This window comes from Acidovorax sp. JHL-9 (assembly GCF_000426205.1).
Classification (GTDB): Bacteria; Pseudomonadota; Gammaproteobacteria; order Burkholderiales; family Burkholderiaceae_C; genus Acidovorax; species Acidovorax soli.
Genome location: NZ_AUEX01000009.1, coordinates 70,598 through 89,317, shown reverse-complemented (window position 1 = coordinate 89,317; position 18,720 = coordinate 70,598). Strand labels below are relative to the sequence as shown.

Annotated in this window: 15 protein-coding genes; 9 read left to right on the top strand and 6 right to left on the bottom strand. The window is 65.9% G+C overall.

Annotation, left to right across the window (positions count from 1 at the left end; translation table 11 throughout):
- Positions 1-20: 20 nt before the first annotated feature.
- Complete coding sequence (locus K225_RS0107610; RefSeq protein ID WP_238323203.1) at positions 21-1,316, top strand: IS4 family transposase; 1,296 nt, start codon at positions 21-23, stop codon at positions 1,314-1,316.
- Positions 1,317-1,359: 43 nt separating this feature from the next.
- Here K225_RS0107610 and K225_RS0107605 read toward each other — a convergent pair whose 3' ends face one another.
- Positions 1,360-2,301 carry a bestrophin family protein gene (locus K225_RS0107605; protein ID WP_026435846.1) on the bottom strand — a complete coding sequence of 314 codons (942 nt, stop codon included), beginning with the start codon at positions 2,299-2,301 and terminating at the stop codon, positions 1,360-1,362.
- A gap of 96 nt (positions 2,302-2,397) precedes the next feature.
- Positions 2,398-2,955 carry an HNH endonuclease gene (locus K225_RS0107600; RefSeq protein ID WP_026435845.1) on the bottom strand — a complete coding sequence of 186 codons (558 nt, stop codon included), beginning with the start codon at positions 2,953-2,955 and terminating at the stop codon, positions 2,398-2,400.
- 141 nt (positions 2,956-3,096) lie between these two features.
- Here K225_RS0107600 and K225_RS0107595 point away from each other — a divergent pair, with 141 nt between their 5' ends.
- The 3 genes from K225_RS0107595 (at position 3,097) to lspA (ending at position 7,627) form a co-directional block, all read left to right on the top strand.
- On the top strand, positions 3,097-4,146 hold the full coding sequence (locus K225_RS0107595; protein WP_026435844.1) for a bifunctional riboflavin kinase/FAD synthetase: 1,050 nt from the start codon (positions 3,097-3,099) through the stop codon (positions 4,144-4,146).
- Between the two features lie 107 nt (positions 4,147-4,253).
- A complete protein-coding gene (ileS, locus tag K225_RS0107590; protein WP_026435843.1) occupies positions 4,254-7,118 on the top strand; it encodes an isoleucine--tRNA ligase in 2,865 nt (954 codons plus the stop codon).
- Entirely contained in the window at positions 7,118-7,627 is a 510-nt protein-coding gene (lspA, locus tag K225_RS0107585; protein WP_026435842.1) for a signal peptidase II, read from the top strand. Before ileS ends, lspA begins: the two co-directional genes overlap by 1 nt.
- 78 nt (positions 7,628-7,705) lie before the next feature.
- Here lspA and lolD read toward each other — a convergent pair whose 3' ends face one another.
- From lolD to K225_RS0107570, 3 genes are all read right to left on the bottom strand, one after another.
- Positions 7,706-8,407, bottom strand: a complete 702-nt coding sequence (gene lolD, locus K225_RS0107580) for a lipoprotein-releasing ABC transporter ATP-binding protein LolD (RefSeq protein WP_026435841.1) — start codon at positions 8,405-8,407, stop codon at positions 7,706-7,708.
- Positions 8,408-8,525: 118 nt separating this feature from the next.
- Positions 8,526-9,779, bottom strand: a complete 1,254-nt coding sequence (locus K225_RS0107575; RefSeq protein WP_026435840.1) for a lipoprotein-releasing ABC transporter permease subunit — start codon at positions 9,777-9,779, stop codon at positions 8,526-8,528.
- Positions 9,780-9,820: 41 nt separating this feature from the next.
- The gene (locus tag K225_RS0107570; RefSeq protein ID WP_026435839.1) at positions 9,821-10,333 is read right to left on the bottom strand and encodes a MarR family winged helix-turn-helix transcriptional regulator; all 513 of its coding nucleotides are present in this window, start codon (positions 10,331-10,333) and stop codon (positions 9,821-9,823) included.
- Between the two features lie 82 nt (positions 10,334-10,415).
- On the opposite strand from K225_RS0107570, the gene K225_RS0107565 reads away from it, so the two are divergent.
- The 5 genes from K225_RS0107565 (at position 10,416) to recJ (ending at position 17,291) form a co-directional block, all read left to right on the top strand.
- A complete protein-coding gene (locus K225_RS0107565) occupies positions 10,416-11,399 on the top strand; it encodes a tripartite tricarboxylate transporter substrate binding protein (protein WP_026435838.1) in 984 nt (327 codons plus the stop codon).
- An 11-nt stretch (positions 11,400-11,410) separates the two neighbouring features.
- The gene (locus tag K225_RS0107560; protein WP_026435837.1) at positions 11,411-12,727 is read left to right on the top strand and encodes a sulfatase; all 1,317 of its coding nucleotides are present in this window, start codon (positions 11,411-11,413) and stop codon (positions 12,725-12,727) included.
- A gap of 51 nt (positions 12,728-12,778) precedes the next feature.
- Positions 12,779-14,446, top strand: a complete 1,668-nt coding sequence (locus K225_RS0107555; RefSeq protein ID WP_026435836.1) for a SulP family inorganic anion transporter — start codon at positions 12,779-12,781, stop codon at positions 14,444-14,446.
- Between the two features lie 125 nt (positions 14,447-14,571).
- Positions 14,572-15,549, top strand: coding sequence for a phosphoglycerate mutase (locus tag K225_RS0107550; RefSeq protein ID WP_026435835.1), 978 nt, complete (start codon positions 14,572-14,574; stop codon positions 15,547-15,549).
- Positions 15,546-17,291, top strand: a complete 1,746-nt coding sequence (gene recJ / locus K225_RS0107545) for a single-stranded-DNA-specific exonuclease RecJ (protein WP_026435834.1) — start codon at positions 15,546-15,548, stop codon at positions 17,289-17,291. The genes K225_RS0107550 and recJ overlap by 4 nt, the downstream gene beginning before the upstream one ends.
- Here the strand turns inward: recJ and K225_RS0107540 are convergent.
- Entirely contained in the window at positions 17,274-18,713 is a 1,440-nt protein-coding gene (locus K225_RS0107540) for an aldehyde dehydrogenase family protein (protein ID WP_026435833.1), read from the bottom strand. The genes recJ and K225_RS0107540 overlap by 18 nt on opposite strands.
- Between the last annotated feature and the right edge of the window lie 7 nt (positions 18,714-18,720).

Below are 18,720 nucleotides of genomic sequence, written 5' to 3'. Positions count from 1 at the left end.
CGATCCTGCTGCAAAACACCTTGAATGAGACTCTGGCGGCCATGCCCGCCAGTGGGATGGCCGAGTTGGGATCGTTGATTGATCCTGCCTGGATAGAGCAAGCCTTGCACGCCACCGGCAAGGCCTCCATCCGTCGCCGCAAGCTGCCCGCCGAACACGCCGTCTGGCTGGTGATTGGCCTGGCCTTGTTTCGCCACATGCCGCTGTGGCAAGTCGTGCAGGAGATGGCGCTCACGCTCAATGGGCAAGACCTGCCCGTACCCAGCAGCAGCGTTCAGGCTCGCCAAAGACTGGGCTGCGAGCCCTTGGCACATCTGTTCGGCTTGCTCACCGATGCCTGGGGGCGATCCCACCCGGTGCATCCAGAGTCTTTGCGCGTCTTGGCAGTCGATGGCGTGGTCTGGTCTGCGCCCGACAGCCAGGACAACCGCCAAGTGCTGGGCAGTGGGATGACGCAATACGGCGCTCAGCCTTGGCCCATGGTGCGAGGCGTGTGCCTGCTCGATACCGACAGCCACGAGTTGCTTGATGCCAGACTGGGGGACTACCACTGCGGCGAGTTGACGCTGGCAGCCGATCTGCGCGGACTGGATCAGTCCATCACACTGTTTGACCGCGCGTACTTCTCAGCGGCATTCTTGTTGGACTGGCAGAACGCAGGGGCTCAGCGCCATTGGCTCATGCGCGCCAAGGACAATCTGCGCTATGAGATCGTTCAAACCTTGGGCGAAGGCGACTGGCTGATCCGCATGCCGGTGTCGCAACGCGCCAGGCAACTGCGCCCAGAGCTGCCCAGCCATTGGCTGGCCCGCTTGATCCAGGTGCATGCGGGTGGCAAGACCAGGCGCTTCATCACCTCGCTGAGTGACCCCTCGCGGTTTGCCGCACCCGAGTTGGCGCAGCTGTACCGTCAGCGTTGGGAGATCGAGCTGGGGTTTCGTGAAATCAAGCAGTCGCTGCAGCAAGGCCAGGGCGTGTTGCGCAGCAAGCAGCCCGAACTGGTGATGCAAGAGGTCTGGGGCGTATTGATTGCGCACACGCTGCTGCGGCGCTGGATGCGTCTGATGGCTCAGCATGTCGGTGTGGCACCCACCCGCATCAGCTTTCACACCGCGCAGCACGCGATCGTCGGTGCACTCAACACCATGCACCTGGCGCGCGCGGGCGCCTTGCCCCAGCATTTGCAGCGCCTTCTGGATCAGGCTCACTACTTCGTGCTCCCGCCTCGACGACCTGATCGAAGCTTCCCGCGCGAGGTCAAGCGATCGACACGCAGCAAGTACCCACCAAAAAAATGCCAGTCAGGGCTTAACTGACTGGCATTGGCCTTCGGGCGGTTTTTTCTTGCTGGCCTGTCGCTCAGGTCAGCTGGAAGTTCACCGGCTCCAGCGCGGGCGGCAGGTCTTTCTCGCCCAGCGATTCGCGCAAATGGATCTCGATGGCCCTGCACAGGGTGTCGAGCGGCAGATCGTTGCTTTCCAGGCCGAAGGGTTCCTCGATCTCGTCGCCCAGCGCGTCCAGACCGAAGAAGGTGTAGGCCACGATGCCCACCACAAAAGGCGTCATGAACCCCGTGGTGTCCACCAGACCGAAGGGCAGCAAAAAGCAGTACATGTAGGCCGTGCGGTGCAGCAGCAGCGTGTAGGAAAACGGCACGGGGGTGTTCTTGATGCGCTCGCACGAGGCGGCCGAGGCGGTCAGGGAGGACAGCGTGGCATCCACCGATGCCGCCAGGCAGGGCTCGATCTGGCCCTGGCGCACGCACTCGCCCAGGTCACGGCCCATGTGCAGCATGATGGCGTCGGCGGGGTTCGAGGTGCTGCGCGCTTTTTCAAACTCTGCCGTTGTCAGCCAGCGCTGCAGCACGGCGTCATCGCGCTGGTCGCGCAGCTGCAGCCGCAGCGCATGCACGAACGCGATGGCGCGGTGCACCATGCGCACCCGCACATCGTCGTCACGCTGGGCGGGGTTGAGCGGCGCAGACAGCTGGATCAGGCCTTGGCACTGGCGCGAAAGCGTGCGCGTGCGGTGCACGATCTCGCCCCAGAGCTTGCGGGCTTCCCAGTAGCGGTCGTAGGCGGTGGTGTTGCGAAAGCCCAGAAAAATCGCCAGCGGCAGACCGATCAGGGTAAAAGGAATGGCGGTGAGCGTGATCTTGAGCGTGAACAGGTTGCCATGCACCAGCGTCACCAGGGTCGCCAGCAAGATGTTGAGCAGCAAGGTGAGGCGAATGCGGTGCAACACCGAGCCGCGCAGGACCAGAAACAAGCGCAGCCCCGACGGACGCTCACGAACAATCATGCTGGAAAACCAAGGGAAAACCCTTATTTGACCACAGCCCACCCCGTGGCGCCAAGGCGGTGCATCCCCCGATGGGCCACGGGCGGGACGGCCCGATCAGACCAGCAACCGCGACGATTTGGGCACATGGGCCATCAAAAACTCCATCTGGTCGGCCAGGATGCGCCGGTTGCGCAGGATGAAGTCTTCCCACAGGCTGGGCACATAGGGCGCATACAGCAGGGGCATGTGGGCCTGCTCAGGCGTGCGTGGGCCCTTGCGGTGGTTGCAGGGTCGGCAGGCCGTGACCACGTTCATCCAGTGGTTCTGGCCGTTGCGCGCAAACGGCACGATGTGCTCGCGCGTGAGGTCTTCTTCGTGAAAATGGCCGCCGCAATAGGCGCACACATTGCGATCGCGCGCAAACAGCTTGCTGTTGGTGAGGCTGGGCTTGAGATCGAAAGGGTTGATGCCCGGCACGCCGCGGGTGCCGACGATGCTGTTGACGGCAATCACCGATTGCTCGCCCGTGATGGCGCTGTAGCCGCCCCGGAAACGGGCGATCTGTCCGCCCGACTCCCAGCGCACCTCCCCGGCGGCATAGTGAATCACCGCCTGCTCCAATGTGATCCACGATTGGGGCAGCCCTTGGGCCGACAGCTTCAAGACCTTCACAACACGCCTCCTGGAACAAAAGTACACAAGGATTCGGAACACGGATGGCACTGCGATCACAATATACTCCGTTTTCATGACAAATTGGCGTCTTGCGCTTGATACATCAGCGCAAGCTGCTATCAAAACAATATCAAACCGATGAAGATCTTTCGCGGCTTCCACCACCCGGACATCGCCCGCGCCTGCGCGCTGACCATTGGCAATTTCGACGGCGTGCACAGGGGCCACCAGGCCATGCTGGCCCTGCTGAACAGCGAGGCCGCCCACCGGGGCGTGGACAGCTGCGTGCTGACCTTCGAGCCCCATCCACGCGACTATTTCGCCGGTGCGCTGCGCAAGCCGGACCTGGCTCCGGCCCGCATCGGCACGCTGCGCGACAAGCTCACCGAGCTGCAGCGCTGCGGCGTGCAGCAGGCCGTGGTGCTGCCATTCGATGCGCGGTTGGCCGCCCAGCCGCCCCAGGCCTTCATCGACGAGGTGCTGGTGCGCGGCCTGGGCGCACGCTATGTACTGGTGGGCGACGATTTCCGCTTTGGTGCCCAGCGGGCGGGCGACTACACCATGCTGGACTCGGCGGGCCAGCATCTGGGTTTTGACGTGGCCCGCATGAACAGCTATGAGGTCCATGGGTTGCGCGTTTCCAGCTCGGCCGTGCGCGATGCGCTGCAGCGCGGCGACATGGCCGCCGCCGCCGGCCTGCTGGGCCGGCCCTACACCATCAGCGGCCATGTCGTGCACGGGCGCAAGCTCGGGCGTGCGCTGGGGGCCAGCAACGCTGGTGCCGACGACGGTTTTCGCACCCTGAACCTGCGCTTCGCGCACTGGAAGCCCGCCGCCAGCGGCATCTTTGCCGTGCTGGTGCATGGCCTGGGCCATGCGCCCCTGCCCGGGGTCGCCAACCTGGGCGTGCGGCCCTCGCTCGATCCAGCGGATGTGAACGGCGGCCGCGTGCTGCTCGAAACCCATTGCCTGGACTGGCCCGCCGATCTGGGGCCCGAGGGGGCGTACGGTAAAATCATCCGCGTGGAACTGCTGCACAAACTGCACGACGAGCTGAAATACGACGGTCTCGATGCCCTGACGGCGGGTATTGCCAAAGACTGCGCCGATGCACGTGCCTACTTTGCGTCGGCCCACGCCCCCTCCGATACCGAGACCCGGCGCCAGACCACGCGCGACCGAATTTGAGGTGGCTGCCCTGCGCAGCACCTGCACGGGCGACCCATTCGCCTCCCGTGCCCTCCTCCCGTTTTGACCCGGGCCCGCCCCGGAATGCCCTGTTTTAAGGCTTATCCATGTCCGACAACGCCAGTCCCGCACCCACCGACTACCGCAGCACACTGAACCTGCCCGACACGCCGTTCCCGATGCGCGGCGATCTGCCCAAGCGCGAGCCGGCCTGGGTCAAGGAGTGGGAAGACCAGGGCGTCTACAAGAAGCTGCGCGATGCGCGCTGCGGCAAGCCCAAGTTCATCCTGCACGACGGCCCGCCCTATGCCAACGGGCAACTGCACATCGGCCACGCGGTCAACAAGATCCTCAAGGACATGATCACCAAGGCGCGCCAGCTCGAAGGCTTTGACGCGCTGTATGTGCCCGGCTGGGACTGCCACGGCCTGCCCATCGAAAACGCCATCGAAAAACTGCATGGCCGCAACCTGCCGCGCGACGAGATGCAGGCCAAGAGCCGCGCCTTTGCCACCGAGCAGATCGCGCAGCAGATGCAGGATTTCAAGCGCCTCGGTGTGCTGGGCGAGTGGGACAACCCCTACAAGACCATGAACTACGCCAACGAGGCGGGCGAGCTGCGCGCCTTGAAGCGCGTGATGGAGCGCGGCTACGTGTACCGCGGCCTCAAGCCCGTGTACTGGTGCTTCGACTGCGGCTCGTCGCTGGCCGAGTTCGAGATCGAATACCAGGACAAGAAGAGCCAGACGCTGGACGTGGCCTTCAAGGCGCACGACCCAGCCCGGCTGGCTGCGGCCTTCGGTCTGCCAGGGCTGGAAGGCCCCTCCGGTAGCGTGCCCAAGGACGCCTTTGCCGTCATCTGGACCACCACCGCCTGGACCATCCCCGCCAACCAGGCGCTCAACCTCAACCCCGACCTGCCCTATGCGCTGGTGGACACCGAGCGTGGCCTGCTGATCGTGGCCGAAACGCTGGTGGAATCCTGCCTGCAGCGCTGGAACCTGCAAGGCCAGGTGCTGGCCGTGACCCAGGGCAAACAGCTCGCCGGCCTCGAATTCGAGCACCCGCTGCACGATGTGGATGCCGGCTACCGCCGCCTCTCGCCCGTGTACCTGGCCGAATACGCCACGGCCACCGACGGCACCGGCCTCGTGCACTCCTCGCCTGCATACGGCGTGGAAGACTTCAACTCGTGCGTGGCGCACGGCATGCAGTACGACGACATCCTGAACCCCGTGCTGGGCAACGGCCGCTACGACGAATCGCTGGCGCTGTTCGGCGGGCTCAACATCTGGAAGGCCTGCCCCATCATCATCGAGGCGCTGCAGGCCGCCGGGCGCCTGCTGGGCACCACCACCATCACCCACAGCTACCCGCACTGCTGGCGCCACAAGACGCCGGTGATCTACCGCGCCGCCGCCCAGTGGTTCGTGCGCATGGACGAGGGCGAGGGCGTGTTCACCACCGACAAGGCCCCCGGCACGCTGCGCCAGACCGCTCTGGCCGCCATCGAGCAGACCCACTTCTACCCCGAGAACGGCAAATCGCGCCTGCGCGACATGATCGCCGGCCGGCCCGACTGGTGCATCTCGCGCCAGCGCAGCTGGGGCGTGCCCCTGCCCTTTTTCCTGCACAAGGATTCGGGCGAGCTGCACCCGCGCACCATGGAAATCATCGACCAGGCCGCTTCCATCGTCGAGCAGGGCGGCATCGAGGCCTGGAGCCGCATGACGGCCGAAGAGGTGCTCGGCGCCGAGGACGCCGTGCACTACACCAAGAGCACCGACATCCTCGAAGTGTGGTTCGACTCGGGCTCCACCTTCTGGCATGTGATGCGCGGCACGCACGGCAGCATGCACCACGACGAAGGACCCGAGGCCGACCTCTACCTCGAAGGCCACGACCAGCACCGCGGCTGGTTCCACAGCTCGCTGCTGCTGGCCAGCGCCATCTTCGGCCGCGCGCCCTACCGCGGCCTGCTGACGCACGGCTTCACCGTGGACGGCCAGGGCAAGAAGATGAGCAAGTCGCTGGGCAACACCGTCTCGCCGCAGGAGGTAAGCGGCAAGCTGGGCGCCGAAATCATCCGCCTGTGGTGCGCCGCCACCGACTACTCGGGCGACCTGGCGATTGACGACAAGATCCTGGCGCGCGTGGTCGATGCCTACCGCCGCATCCGCAACACGCTGCGCTTTTTGCTGGCCAACGTGAGCGACTTCGACCCGGCCAAGGACGCCGTGCCGTTCGAGCAGATGCTGGAGATCGACCGCTACGCGCTGGTGCGCGCCGCGCAGTTCCAGGAAGACCTGCTGGCCCACTACCGGGTGTACGAGTTCCACCCCGTGGTGGCCAAGCTGCAGCTGTACTGCTCGGAAGACCTGGGCGGCTTTTACCTCGATGTACTCAAGGACCGCCTCTACACCACGGCCCCCAAGAGCCTGGCGCGGCGCAGCGCCCAGACCGCGCTGCACCAGATCACGCACGCCATGCTGCGCTGGATGGCGCCATTCCTGTCATTCACGGCCGAAGAAGCGTGGAAGATCTTTGGTCACTCCGAGTCGATCTTCATCGAGACCTTCTCGGCGCTGGGCCACAGCGACGACGGCCTGCTGGCCAAGTGGAGCCGCATCCGCGAGATCCGCGACGCCGTCAACAAGGACATCGAGGCGCTGCGCGCCGCCGGCCAGGTGGGCGCCTCGCTGCAGGCCTGCATCACGCTGACAGCGCCCCCCGAGGACCACGCGCTGCTCGCCAGCCTGGGCGATGACCTGAAGTTCGTTTTCATCACCTCCACTATTGAATTAATAGCTGGAAGCGCTTTAAAGGCAAACGCCAGGGCCAGTTCGGATGCCAAATGCGAGCGCTGCTGGCACTACCGCGACGACGTGGGCCACGACGCGGCCCATCCCACCCTGTGCGGGCGCTGCACCAGCAACCTCTTTGGCAGCGGCGAAGAACGGAAGGTGGCCTGATGGCCCGGGGCAGCACCTCATTCATGCGCAGCCCAGGCGCCAGCCTGTGGCCCTGGCTGGCCTGGGCGGTGGTCATTTTGCTGGCCGACCAGTTCACCAAGACGCTGATCCTGGGCTACTACCGGCTCGGCGATGCCACCACCATCACCAGCTTTTTCAACATCGTGCGCGCGCACAACACGGGTGCGGCCTTCTCGTTCCTATCCGACGCGGGCGGCTGGCAGCGCTGGCTGTTCACGGGCATCGGCGTGGCCGCCACGCTGTTCATCGTCTGGCAGCTGCGCGCACACCCGGGGCAAAAGCTGTTCTGCTTTGCGCTGTCGAGCATCCTGGGCGGCGCCGTGGGCAATGTGGTGGACCGGCTGATGCACGGCTACGTGGTCGATTTTCTCGACTTCCATCTGCGCGGCTGGCATTTTCCGGCGTTCAACATCGCCGACGCGGCCATCACCGTGGGGGCGGTCTGCCTGATCCTGGACGAGCTGCTGCGCGTCAGAAGCGCACGCTGATACGTTTTTGCCTTCCAGCGAATAACGGGGCGGAAAGCCGAAGGCAGTGCCGTGGCAGGCGGCGCGCGCCTGCCCCCGTCAATCACCCAGACGCCCCGCCACCAGCCGCACCACGCGGTCGCAGCGGGCGGCCAGAGATTCATCGTGCGTCACCATCACGAACGCCGTGCCCTGCTCGCGCGCCAGCTGCAGCATCAGCGCAAACACGCTGTTCGCCGTGCTGCGGTCCAGGTTGCCGGTGGGTTCGTCGGCCAGCACGCAGGCCGGCCGCGTCACCAGGGCGCGCGCAATCGCCACCCGCTGGCGCTCGCCGCCCGAAAGCTCTGCCGGGCGGTGGTGCAGGCGGTCTTTCAATCCGACGGAGGTGAGCACCCGCCCGGCCTCGGCATGGCACTGCGCCAGCGGCAGGCGCCGGATGCGCAGCGGCATGGCCACGTTGTCGAGCGCGCTGAACTCGGGCAGCAGGTGGTGGAACTGGTAGATGAAGCCCAGGTGCCGGTTGCGCAGCTGGCCCTGGCGTTCGGCCGACAGCGCTGACATCTCCTCGCCCTTGAGGCGCACCGTGCCCGTCGTGGGCGCATCCAGCCCGCCCAGCAGGTGCAGCAGCGTGCTCTTGCCGGAGCCCGAGGCGCCGACGATGGCCAGGGTTTCACCGGCATGGATCTGCAGGTCCACACCCTGGAGCACGGTCACATCCAGGCGGCCCTCGGTGAAGCGCTTGGTGAGGCCCCTGGCCTCCAGCACCACTTCGGCGTCCAATCCAGCGTGTGCAGGGTTCATGACCGAGCCGCCGCCGGGCCGCCCCAAGGCGGCGAGCGCCCCGGGATCGCGGGAACCCGGGAGCCCTTCCCCGGATGGGGGCAGCGAGGACACGCCAGTGCCAAGCGTGGGGGTGGTGTTACTCATAGCGCAATGCCTCGGCGGGATTCACACGGCTGGCACGCCAGCTGGGGTAGAGCGTGGCCACGAAGGCCAGCACGAGCGAGATGACGCCGATGGGCACGATGTCGCTGCTCTGCGGCTCGCTGGGCATCTTGCTGATGAGGTAGATGTCCTTGGGCAGGAAGCTCGCGTTCAAGGCCTTTTCAATCGCCGGCACGATCACGTCGATGTTGAGCGCGATGCCCAGGCCCAGCAGCAGGCCCACCGCCGTACCGATCACGCCCACCATGGCGCCCTGCACCACAAAAATGCCCATGATGCTTTTGGGGCTGGCGCCCAGCGTGCGCAGGATGGCGATGTCGGCGCGCTTGTCGGTCACCGTCATCACCAGCGTGCTCACCAGATTGAAGGCCGCCACGGCCACGATCAGCGTGAGGATGATGAACATCATGCGTTTTTCGAGCTGTACCGCGGCAAACCAGGTCTTGTTCTGCTGCGTCCAGTCGCGGATCAGCAGCTGGTCGCTCAGGCTGCCGGCCAGTTGCCGGGTCACCTCGCGCGCCTGGTGCAGGTCCTTGAGCTTGAGGCGGATGCCCGTGGGGCCTTCGAGGCGGAAGATGCGCTGCGCATCCTCGTGGTGCAGCAGCACCAGGGCCGAGTCGTATTCGTAGTGGCCCGAGTCGAATGTGCCCGCCACCGTCATCTGCTTGAGGCGCGGCACCACGCCCGCGGGTGTGACCTGCCCGGCTGGCGCGATCAGCGTCACCACATCGCCCGCACGCACGCCCAGGGTGCGGGCCAGCTCGCCACCCAGCACCACACGGAACTCGCCGGGCACCAGCAGCTTGAGTGTTTCCTCGTTGGTGGCAGCCAGGTCGGTCACCGCGCCTTCGAGCGCCGGGTCGATGCCGCGCACCAGCGTGCCCTTCATGTCCTCGCCGCGGGCCAGCAGGGCCTGCGCCCCCACGAAGGGCGCGGCGCCGATCACGTTGGGGTTTTGCCGGGCCTCGGCCAGCGTGCGCGCCACATCGGGCAGGGCCGCGCCCTGGGGCGCAAAGATCTCGATGTGCGAGACCACGCTGAGCATGCGGTCGCGCACCTCTTTCTGAAAGCCGTTCATCACACTGAGCACGATGATGAGCGCCGCCACACCGAGGGCAATGCCCAGCATGGACACGCCCGAGATGAACGAGATGAAACCATTGCGCCGCGTGGCGCGGCCAGCGCGCGTGTAGCGCCAGCCCAGGGCCAGTTCGTAGGGAATTTGCATAAGCTGGCGATTGTGGCACCGCACGCCAGCGCGCCCGGTCTTCAGCTGCTCGCGCGCAGCCCACGCCCGCCCCGGCGCCGGTCGGCCTTGGGCAGGTCGGCGCCGCACTGCATGGCATCGGCCTGGGACTGCAACACTGCCAGCAGCGCGTCCAGCTGGTCTGCCTCGACCGGGCTCAAGGGAGCCACCAACGCCTGGTGGATAGCCATCACCCGGGGCAGCACAGCCTCGTACAGGGCACGGCCCGCGTCGCTCAGGTGCAGGACCACTTGACGGCGGTCGTGCGGGCGGGGCACACGCACCACCAGTTGCCTGGCCACCAGCGCCGTGACGGCCCGCGAGGTGCGCGCCCGGTCCAGCTGCGCCGCGTCGGCCAGCTCGGACGACAAAATGCCGTCACGCTTGCCCAGTTGCGCCAGCACCCGCCATTCGCGCCGGGTGATGCCGAACTCACCCTCGCAGATGCGGGTGACCAGGCTGCCGGCCTTTCCCAGTACCCGACCCAGGCGGTACAGCAGCATGTCGTCGATGCTCTGGGGGTTGAGGGTTTTCACGGTAATGAATTGATTAGAACAATGATCCACATCAATCTTACAGTCGATGCAGCTTCTTCATTTTTGCGAGCGAGACACCAAGATGCGCACTGTTTTTCCCACCCGCCGCCTGGCCTTGCTGGCCCTCAGCACCTGCGCCCTGGCCCAGGCCCCGCTGCTGCACGCCCAAATCGCTGACTACCCCAGCAAGCCGGTGAAGTTCGTCAACGCCTTTACGCCGGGCGGCCCGACCGATGTGTTGGCCCGCTCACTGGGCGAAGCCCTGCAAACGCAGTTCAAGCAGCCCTTCATCGTCGAGAACAAGCCCGGCGCAGCAGGCAACATTGGTGCCGACATGGTGGCCAAGAGCCCGGCCGATGGCTACACCGTGATGATAGGCATAGACACCACCTTCACCGTCAACCCGCACATCTACCCCAGCATGCCCTTCAAACAGGGCGATCTGAAGCCGCTGATGGTGCTGGCCACCTCGGGAATGATGGTGGTGGCGCACCCATCCACCGGCTTTAAAAGTCTGGCCGACATGGTCACCGCCGGCAAGAGCAAGGGCGTGAACTTCAGTTCCGCCGGCAACGGCAGCCCGGGCCACCTGGCCGCCGAGGTGCTTGGCAACGCCACGGGCACGAAGATTCAGCACATTCCCTACAAAGGCAACGCACCCGCAGCCAATGCCGTGCTGGCCGGTGAGGTGGATGGCGGGGTGCTGGCGGCGCCCACGATGCTGCAACACATCAAGGCCGGCAAGATCACGGCCCTGGCCGTGACCAGCCGCCAGCGCTCCAAGGTAGCACCCGACGTGCCCACCGTGGCAGAGGCCGGTTACCCCCAGCTGGTGCAGGAAATTCTGTACGTGGCCATGGTGCCCGCCGCCATGCCCGAGCCCCTTATGCAAACCTTGCAGCGCGGCATGCTCGAAGCCCTGCGCAGCCCCGACATCCAGGCCCGCCTGACGGCGCTGGATTTGCAGGTCGATGGTTCCGTGGGGGCGGCTGCCAGCAAACGCCTGGCGGATTTGTCAGCGCAATATGGCCGCATCGCCAAAGCCACCAACATGAAGGTGGATTGAAAGCACCCACCATGCAAAAACCCAATCTGATCTTTATCGTGGCCGACGACCTGGGCTTTGCCGACCTGGGCTGCTACGGCGGCCGCGATGCCGCGTTCGGCCCGGTCTCGCCAGTGCTCGACGGTCTGGCCTCCCACGGCCTCAAGCTCACCCAGGGCTATTCCAACTCGCCGGTGTGCTCGCCCACCCGCTTTGCCATGATCACCGGGCGCTACCAATACCGCTTGCGCGGCGCGGCGGAAGAGCCCATCAACAGCCGCAGCAAGGGCAGCACGACGCTGGGCCTGCCGCCCGAGCACCCCACCCTGCCCTCGCTGCTCAAGGAGGCGGGCTACCGCACCGCGCTGATCGGCAAATGGCACCTCGGCTACCCGCCGGCCTTTGGGCCACTGCAGTCGGGGTATGAGGAATTCTTCGGCCCCATGTCGGGCGGGGTGGACTATTTCAGCCACCATAGCAGCGCGGGCCACCACGATCTGTACTTGGGCGAAGAAAGCCACACCGAAGAGGGCTACCTGACCGACCTGCTCTCGCAGCGCGCGGTGGACTGTGTGAACCGCATGGCCGGGCAGGATGTCCCCTTTCTGCTCAGCCTGCACTACACCGCGCCCCACTGGCCCTGGGAGACGCGCGACGACCAGGCGCTGTCCGAAGAGGTGAAATCCAACCTCTTTCACCTGCATGGCGGCAACATCCACCAGTACCGCCGCATGATCCACCACATGGACGAGGGCGTTGGCTGGCTGGTGGAGGCCCTGCGCACCAATGGTCAGCTGGACAACACGTTGATCGTGTTCACCAGCGACAACGGCGGCGAGCGTTTCTCGGACAACTGGCCGCTGGTAGGCGGCAAGATGGACCTGACCGAAGGCGGCATCCGCGTGCCCTGGATTGCCCACTGGCCCGCCGTGATCGCCCCAGGCCGCGAAAGCACCCAGCAGTGCCTGACCATGGACTGGACAGCCACCATGCTGGATGCCGCAGGCGTAACAGCGCACCCCGACTACCCGCTGGACGGCGTCTCGCTGCTGCCCGTGCTGCGCACGCCGGGACAAGAGTTTGACCGACCCGTACATTTCCGCATGAACCACCGTGGCCAGCGGGCGCTGCGCGATGGCGACTGGAAGTACCTGCGCGTCGATGGCAACGATTACCTGTTCAACATCCCGCAGGACGAGCGCGAGCGCGCCAACCTGGGCATGCGCCAACCCGAGCGCCTGGCCCAGATGCGCGCCAGCTGGGAAGCCTGGAACGCCACCATGCCCCCCATCCCGCAGGATGCCACGGTATCGCTGGGCTATTCGGCCAAGGACATGCCGCAGCGCTGACACGCCCATGCGCCTGTGGCAGGGCGCGCTTGAAGCCCCGGTCTTGGCGCAATGAAACAACTGCTTCCTTTTCTGCAATGGCCCCGGCCCGATGCCGCCCTGCTGCGCCAAGAGGCACTGGCCGGGCTGACGGTAGGCCTGATGGTCTTGCCCCAGGGCGTGGCCTACGCGGCACTGGCGGGCATGCCGCTGGTGACGGGCATTTACGCCTCGATCCTGCCCGCGCTGATCGCCGTACTGTTCAGCGCTTCCACGCGGCTGTCGGTGGGGCCGACGGCGCTCAGCTGCCTGCTGATCAGCGCATCCCTCAACGGCCTGGCCACGCCGGGCAGTGCGCAATGGGTCAACCTGGCGGTGTGGCTGGCGCTGCTCAGTGGCCTGCTGCAAACGGCGCTGGGGCTGCTGCGCTTTGGCTGGCTACTGAACCTGGTCAGCGCCCCGGTGCTGATGGCTTTTACCCAGGCGGCGGCGGTGCTGATCGTGGCCTCGCAATTGCCCGCGCTGCTGGGGCTGGGCAGCACGGGGCTGCGGGTGTGGGAAGGCGGCTGGCCCGACCTGTACGCCATGGGATTTGGTCTGGTCAGCCTGGCCCTGCTGGTGCTGGTGCGCCGCTGGCGGCCTGCGTTTCCTTCGGTGCTGCTGATCGTTGTGCTGAGCGCTGGGGCTTCGTTAGCCATCGGCTTTGAGGCGCTGGGTGGCAAGGTGGTGGGGGTGCTGCCGCACGGGCTGCCCTCGCTGTACCTGCCAAGCTGGCCGGGCTGGGAGACGCTGGGCCAACTGGTCTTGCCCACGCTGGTGATCACGCTGGTGAGCTTTCTGGAGACAGCCTCCAGCGCACGGGTGGACAGCGCGCGCGCGGGCAAGCCCTGGGACCAGAACCAGGACCTGATCGGCCAGGGGCTGGGCAAGCTCGCGGCGGGCCTCAGCGGGGCGTTTCCGACCAGCTCATCGTTTTCGCGCTCGGCACTCAATGTGTACGCCGGAGCACGCACCGGCTGGGCTACGGTGGCCTCGGTGCTGGTGGTGGTGTTGGCGCTGCTGGTGTTCATGCCGGTGCTGCAGCAGGTGCCCAGCGCTGTGCTGGCGGCGATTGTGGTGGTGGCGGTGATCGGACTGCTCAAGCCGCACGAGTTTGTGCGGCTGTGGCGCATCTCGCGCGTAGAAGCGGCCATTGCCGGCACCACCTTTGCCGTCACCCTGCTGGCAGCGCCGCGCCTGTACTGGGGCGTGCTGACCGGAATATTGATGGCACTGAGCCATTTTTTGTACCAGCGCCTGCACCCGCGCATCATTGAAGTGGGCCAGCACCCCGACGGCAGCCTGCGCGACCGCCACCTGTGGCATCTGCCGCCGCTGGCCCCGCACCTGTATGCGCTGCGCATGGATGCCGCACTGGACTTTGCCGCCGCCAGCAGTTTTGAGCGCACCATCGTCGAACACCTGGCACAGCACCCGGGCACGCAGCATGTGTGCCTGTTTGCCCAGCCCATCAATCGCATCGATGCCACCGGCATCGAGGCCATGGCCCAGCTCTGTGCCCAGTTGCACCGGCAAGGCACCACGCTGCACCTCAGCGGCCTGAAGCTGCCCGTGGAAACGCCCCTGCGCCGGGCGGGTGCCCTGCCCTCGGACCACTGGCTGCGCCTGTACCGCACCGATGCCGAGCTGCTGGCCGCGCTGGCCCGGCTGGACGGGGGGCCAGACGAGCTTGCGGTTTAAAACGGCATGCACAACTCGGCCATGCGATTCTGGCGCCGAGACAGTACAAGGAGATGGCAATACGCGGCAACGGCGTCAGGAGAGGTTTTTAGCCGCCCTGGGCCCATCCGGGACAATAGCGCCCCATGTCCGACCCGATCCATGTGCTTGTTCCCTACGCTGCCAGCCAACACCCCGGCTGCCAGCACGCGCTGCAAACGCTTTCCCTGCCCCACCTCGACTGGCTGCTGCGCCACCTGCAGCGCACCGGCAGCGACACCTTCGACGAAGACCACCCCGCCATGCCCCACGAGCGGGCGCTGGCGCGTGCCCTGGGCCTGCCGGGCGACGGCGTACAGGCCCCCTGGGCGGCCTGGCAGGTGCAGCGGCAAACACAGGCGACGGATGCGCAGGCCTGGGCCTTCGTCACGCCCTGCCACTGGCAGGTGGGCACCGACCACATCACGCTGCTCGACCCGCAAGCGCTGGCTCTGGACGAGGCGGCCTCGCGTGCCCTGCTGGACATCGTGGCGCCCTGGCTGCAAAGCGATGGCATCGCCCTGACCTACGACCAGCCCACGCGCTGGCTGGCCAGCGGCGCGCTGCTGGCCCACCTGGCTACGCCGTCGCTGGAGCGCGCACAAGGCAGCGATGTGCGCGGCTGGCTGCAGCACCAGGCACAAGCCAACGGCCGGCACAACGCGCAGGCGCAGGCTGCGCAAACCTGGCAGCGCCTGCACAGCGAGTTGCAAATGCTGCTCTACACCCATCCCTTCAACGACACCCGCAGCGCCCAGGGGCTGCTGCCGGTCAACGCCTTCTGGGTGCATGGCGCAGGCCGCCTCGATACCGCCCCGCAGCCCCGCGCAGTGCAGGTGCAAGACAACCTGCGCGCCAGCGCCCTGCGCCAAGACTGGGCTGCCTGGGCCAGCGCCTGGGCCGCACTGGACGCTGGCCCCCTGGCCCAGTTGCACGCCCAGGTGGCGCGCGGCGCCAGCGCACAGCTCACGCTGTGCGGCCTGCACAGCGCCCTTACCTGGCACACCAGCCAACGCAGTCTGCGGCACAAGTTTTCCAGTTTTTTTCGGCCCCAGAGATTTGTTGACGTACGCGAAGAGCTATGAAAATAATAGCTAGAGACATTCCCCCCCGCGCCGCCTGGGCGCTGGAACAGGCCGGTGTGCACCCGCTGCTGGCGCGCCTGTACGCCGCACGCGGCGTGCGCACCAAGGACGAGCTCGACGATGGCCTGGCGCGCCTGCTGCCACCCAGCGGCCTGAAAGGCATTGGGGAAGCAGCGCGGCTGCTGGCCGATGCCATGGCGCAGAACCAGCACCTGGTCATCGTGGCCGACTACGACTGCGACGGCGCCACCGCCTGCGCCGTGGGCGTGCGCGGCCTGCGCCTGCTGGGCGCAAAAAACGTGGATTACCTGGTGCCCGACCGCGTGACCGACGGCTACGGCCTCACGCCCCCCATCGCCCGCCGCGTGGCCGAGCGCGGCGCCGACGTGCTCATCACCGTGGACAACGGCATCGCCAGCGTGGACGGCGTGGCCGAGGCCAAGGCACTGGGCCTGCAGGTGCTGGTGACCGACCACCACCTGCCCGGCCCCGAGCTGCCTGCAGCCGACGCCATCGTCAACCCGAACCAGCCCGGCTGCCCGTTCGAGAGCAAATCCATGGCCGGGGTAGGCGTGATGTTCTACGTGCTGCTGGCCCTGCGCGCCGAGCTGCGCGCGCGCGGAGTCTTCGACGCCGCCAGCCAGCCCAAGCTCGACCCGCTGCTCACCCTGGTGGCGCTGGGCACCGTGGCCGACGTGGTCAAGCTCGACGCCAACAACCGCCGCCTGGTCGCCCAGGGCCTCAAGCGCATCCGCGCGGGCCAGATGCCCGCGGGCATCGCCGCCCTGTTCCATGCCGCCGGCCGCAAGGCACCCGTGGCCACCACCTTCGACTTTGGCTTTGCCCTGGGCCCGCGCATCAACGCCGCAGGCCGCCTGGCCGACATGACGCTGGGCATCGAATGCCTGCTGACCGACGACGCGGGCCGCGCCGCCGAGCTGGCCGCCACGCTGGACGCCATCAACCGCGAGCGCCGCGAGATCGAGGGCGGCATGCGCGACCAGGCCCTGCTGATGGCCGAGAGCCTGTTCCAGGAGGACGAAGAGCCGCCGCCCGCCATCAGCGTGTTCGACCCCGACTTCCACGAAGGCGTGGTGGGCATCGTGGCCAGCCGCATCAAGGACAAGCTGCACCGCCCCACCTTCGTGTTCGCAGCCAGCAGCGCGCCGGGCAAGGCGCATGAGCTCAAGGGCTCGGGCCGCTCCATCCCCGGTTTTCACCTGCGCGATGCACTCGACCTGGTGGCCAAGCGCCACCCGGGCGTGCTGCTGAAGTTTGGCGGCCACGCCATGGCGGCGGGCTGCACCGTGGCCGAAGAAGCCTTTGAGGTGTTTGAGCGCGCCCTGGCCCAGGTGGCGCAGGAATGGCTGGACGCCGCCACCCTCACCCGCCGCATCGAGACCGACGGCCCGCTCGCACCCGAATACTGCCGCGCCGACATCGTGGACACCCTGCACCGCGAGGTGTGGGGCCAGGGCTTTGCACCGCCCACGTTCAGCGAAGAAATGCAGGTGCTGAGCCAGCGCCTGGTGGGCGAGGCCAAGAACCACCTGTCGATCAAGCTGATGCACCAGGGCAACCCCATCGACGCCATCTGGTTCGGCCACACCGAGCAGCTGCCCGCCCGCGTTGTGCTGGCGTTCCGCCTGGATGTGAACGAGTGGAAGGGCGAGCGCAGGGTGCAGTTTCTGGTCGAGGGGGCCCAGGTTCCGACAGGAACGAGTTCATCCACTGGTGTATGAAGTCTTCACAGTCGTATAAAACTCTGCGGCATAACGCCCCTGTTCGCGCGGTCCATAGCTGGAGCCCTTTCGCCCACCAAATGGAACGTGATAATCCACACCCGCTGTAGGCAAGTTCACCATCACCATACCCGCTTGGCTGTGCCGCTTAAAGTGCGTTGCAAATTTGAGCGATGTCGTTGCGATGCCCGCCGACAACCCAAATTCAGTGTCATTCGCGAGCGCCAGCGCTTCATCGTAATCGCGCGCACGAATGACGCTCACCACCGGGCCGAATATCTCCTCTCGATTGATTCGCATGCTTGGCGAAGTTTCAGTGAAAAGCGCTGGCCGGAGGTAGTGGCCAGGAGCGCCATCTGGGTTCTTGCCAAATGCCTGGCCACCTGTAACAAGTTTCGCGCCTTCGGCCTTGCCAATCGCAATGTATTCAAGATCCTGTGCCAACTGCCTCTCATCGACCACTGGACCGATGTCGGTACCAGCTTTGCGGGCATCGTCAACCTTTAATGACTCGATCTTGCGGACAAGCTCAGTAACAAAGCGGTCATGGATGCCTTGCGTCACGATCAATCGGGAGGATGCCGTGCAACGCTGACCCGCAGAGAAGAAGCCGCTGTTTACAGCTGCTCCAACAGCCACGTCAAGCTCCGCATCATCCAACACGATCATCGGGTTTTTACCGCCCATTTCCAGCTGGAACTTGGCCCTCCGTGCAACACAAGCCTGCGCGATTCGTTGCCCGGTGGCGACGGACCCCGTGAAACTGATGGCTTGGACTCTTTTGTCTTCCACAAGGATCTGCCCGACTTCGGAGCCACGCCCCATCACCAGGTTGAAGACTCCCGCAGGCAATCCGGCACGATGAAGGATGTCGGCAAGCGCCCATGCGCTACCTGGCACCAGTTCCGCCGGTTTGAAAACGACCGTATTGCCGTACGCCAGTGCTGGCGCAATTTTCCAGGCGGGAATCGCAATCGGAAAATTCCAGGGAGTGATCAACCCGACGACACCCACCGGTTCGCGCGTCACTTCGACACCAACCCCGGGGCGTACGGAGGGCAAGGTCTCACCACCTGTGCGCAAAGCTTCTGCGGCAAAAAACTTGAAAATATTTCCTGCGCGAGCCACTTCGCCGATGGCTTCAGGCAGTGTCTTGCCTTCTTCCCGCGCAAGAAGATCTCCCAATTCGTTGCGACGGGCCAGGATTTCAGCGCCAGCCGCATCCAGGATGTCGAACCGTTGTTGCGGAGTGGACAGTCCCCATTTCTCTTGGATCTTCGCGGCTGCAGAGATCGCTTCCAGTACTTGGGAGGCATCCGCCAGCGCGTATTCACCTATCAAGTCCCGGGTGTCAGACGGGTTGATGTTGCGATAGATTTGGGAGCCGCCAACCCATTCGCCGTTGATATAGTTCTTGAACATGAAAATG

Bases quoted from the DNA above. Each gene is read 5' to 3' on its own strand.
- K225_RS0107605 (WP_026435846.1), bottom strand. From the start codon at position 2,301: ATGATTGTTCGTGAGCGTCCGTCGGGGCTGCGCTTGTTTCTGGTCCTG.
- K225_RS0107595 (WP_026435844.1), top strand. From the start codon at position 3,097: ATGAAGATCTTTCGCGGCTTCCACCACCCGGACATCGCCCGCGCCTGC.
- ileS (WP_026435843.1), top strand. From the start codon at position 4,254: ATGTCCGACAACGCCAGTCCCGCACCCACCGACTACCGCAGCACACTG.
- lspA (WP_026435842.1), top strand. From the start codon at position 7,118: ATGGCCCGGGGCAGCACCTCATTCATGCGCAGCCCAGGCGCCAGCCTG.
- lolD (WP_026435841.1), bottom strand. From the start codon at position 8,407: ATGAACCCTGCACACGCTGGATTGGACGCCGAAGTGGTGCTGGAGGCC.
- K225_RS0107575 (WP_026435840.1), bottom strand. From the start codon at position 9,779: ATGCAAATTCCCTACGAACTGGCCCTGGGCTGGCGCTACACGCGCGCT.
- K225_RS0107565 (WP_026435838.1), top strand. From the start codon at position 10,416: ATGCGCACTGTTTTTCCCACCCGCCGCCTGGCCTTGCTGGCCCTCAGC.
- K225_RS0107560 (WP_026435837.1), top strand. From the start codon at position 11,411: ATGCAAAAACCCAATCTGATCTTTATCGTGGCCGACGACCTGGGCTTT.
- K225_RS0107555 (WP_026435836.1), top strand. From the start codon at position 12,779: ATGAAACAACTGCTTCCTTTTCTGCAATGGCCCCGGCCCGATGCCGCC.
- K225_RS0107550 (WP_026435835.1), top strand. From the start codon at position 14,572: ATGTCCGACCCGATCCATGTGCTTGTTCCCTACGCTGCCAGCCAACAC.
- recJ (WP_026435834.1), top strand. From the start codon at position 15,546: ATGAAAATAATAGCTAGAGACATTCCCCCCCGCGCCGCCTGGGCGCTG.
- K225_RS0107540 (WP_026435833.1), bottom strand. From the start codon at position 18,713: ATGTTCAAGAACTATATCAACGGCGAATGGGTTGGCGGCTCCCAAATC.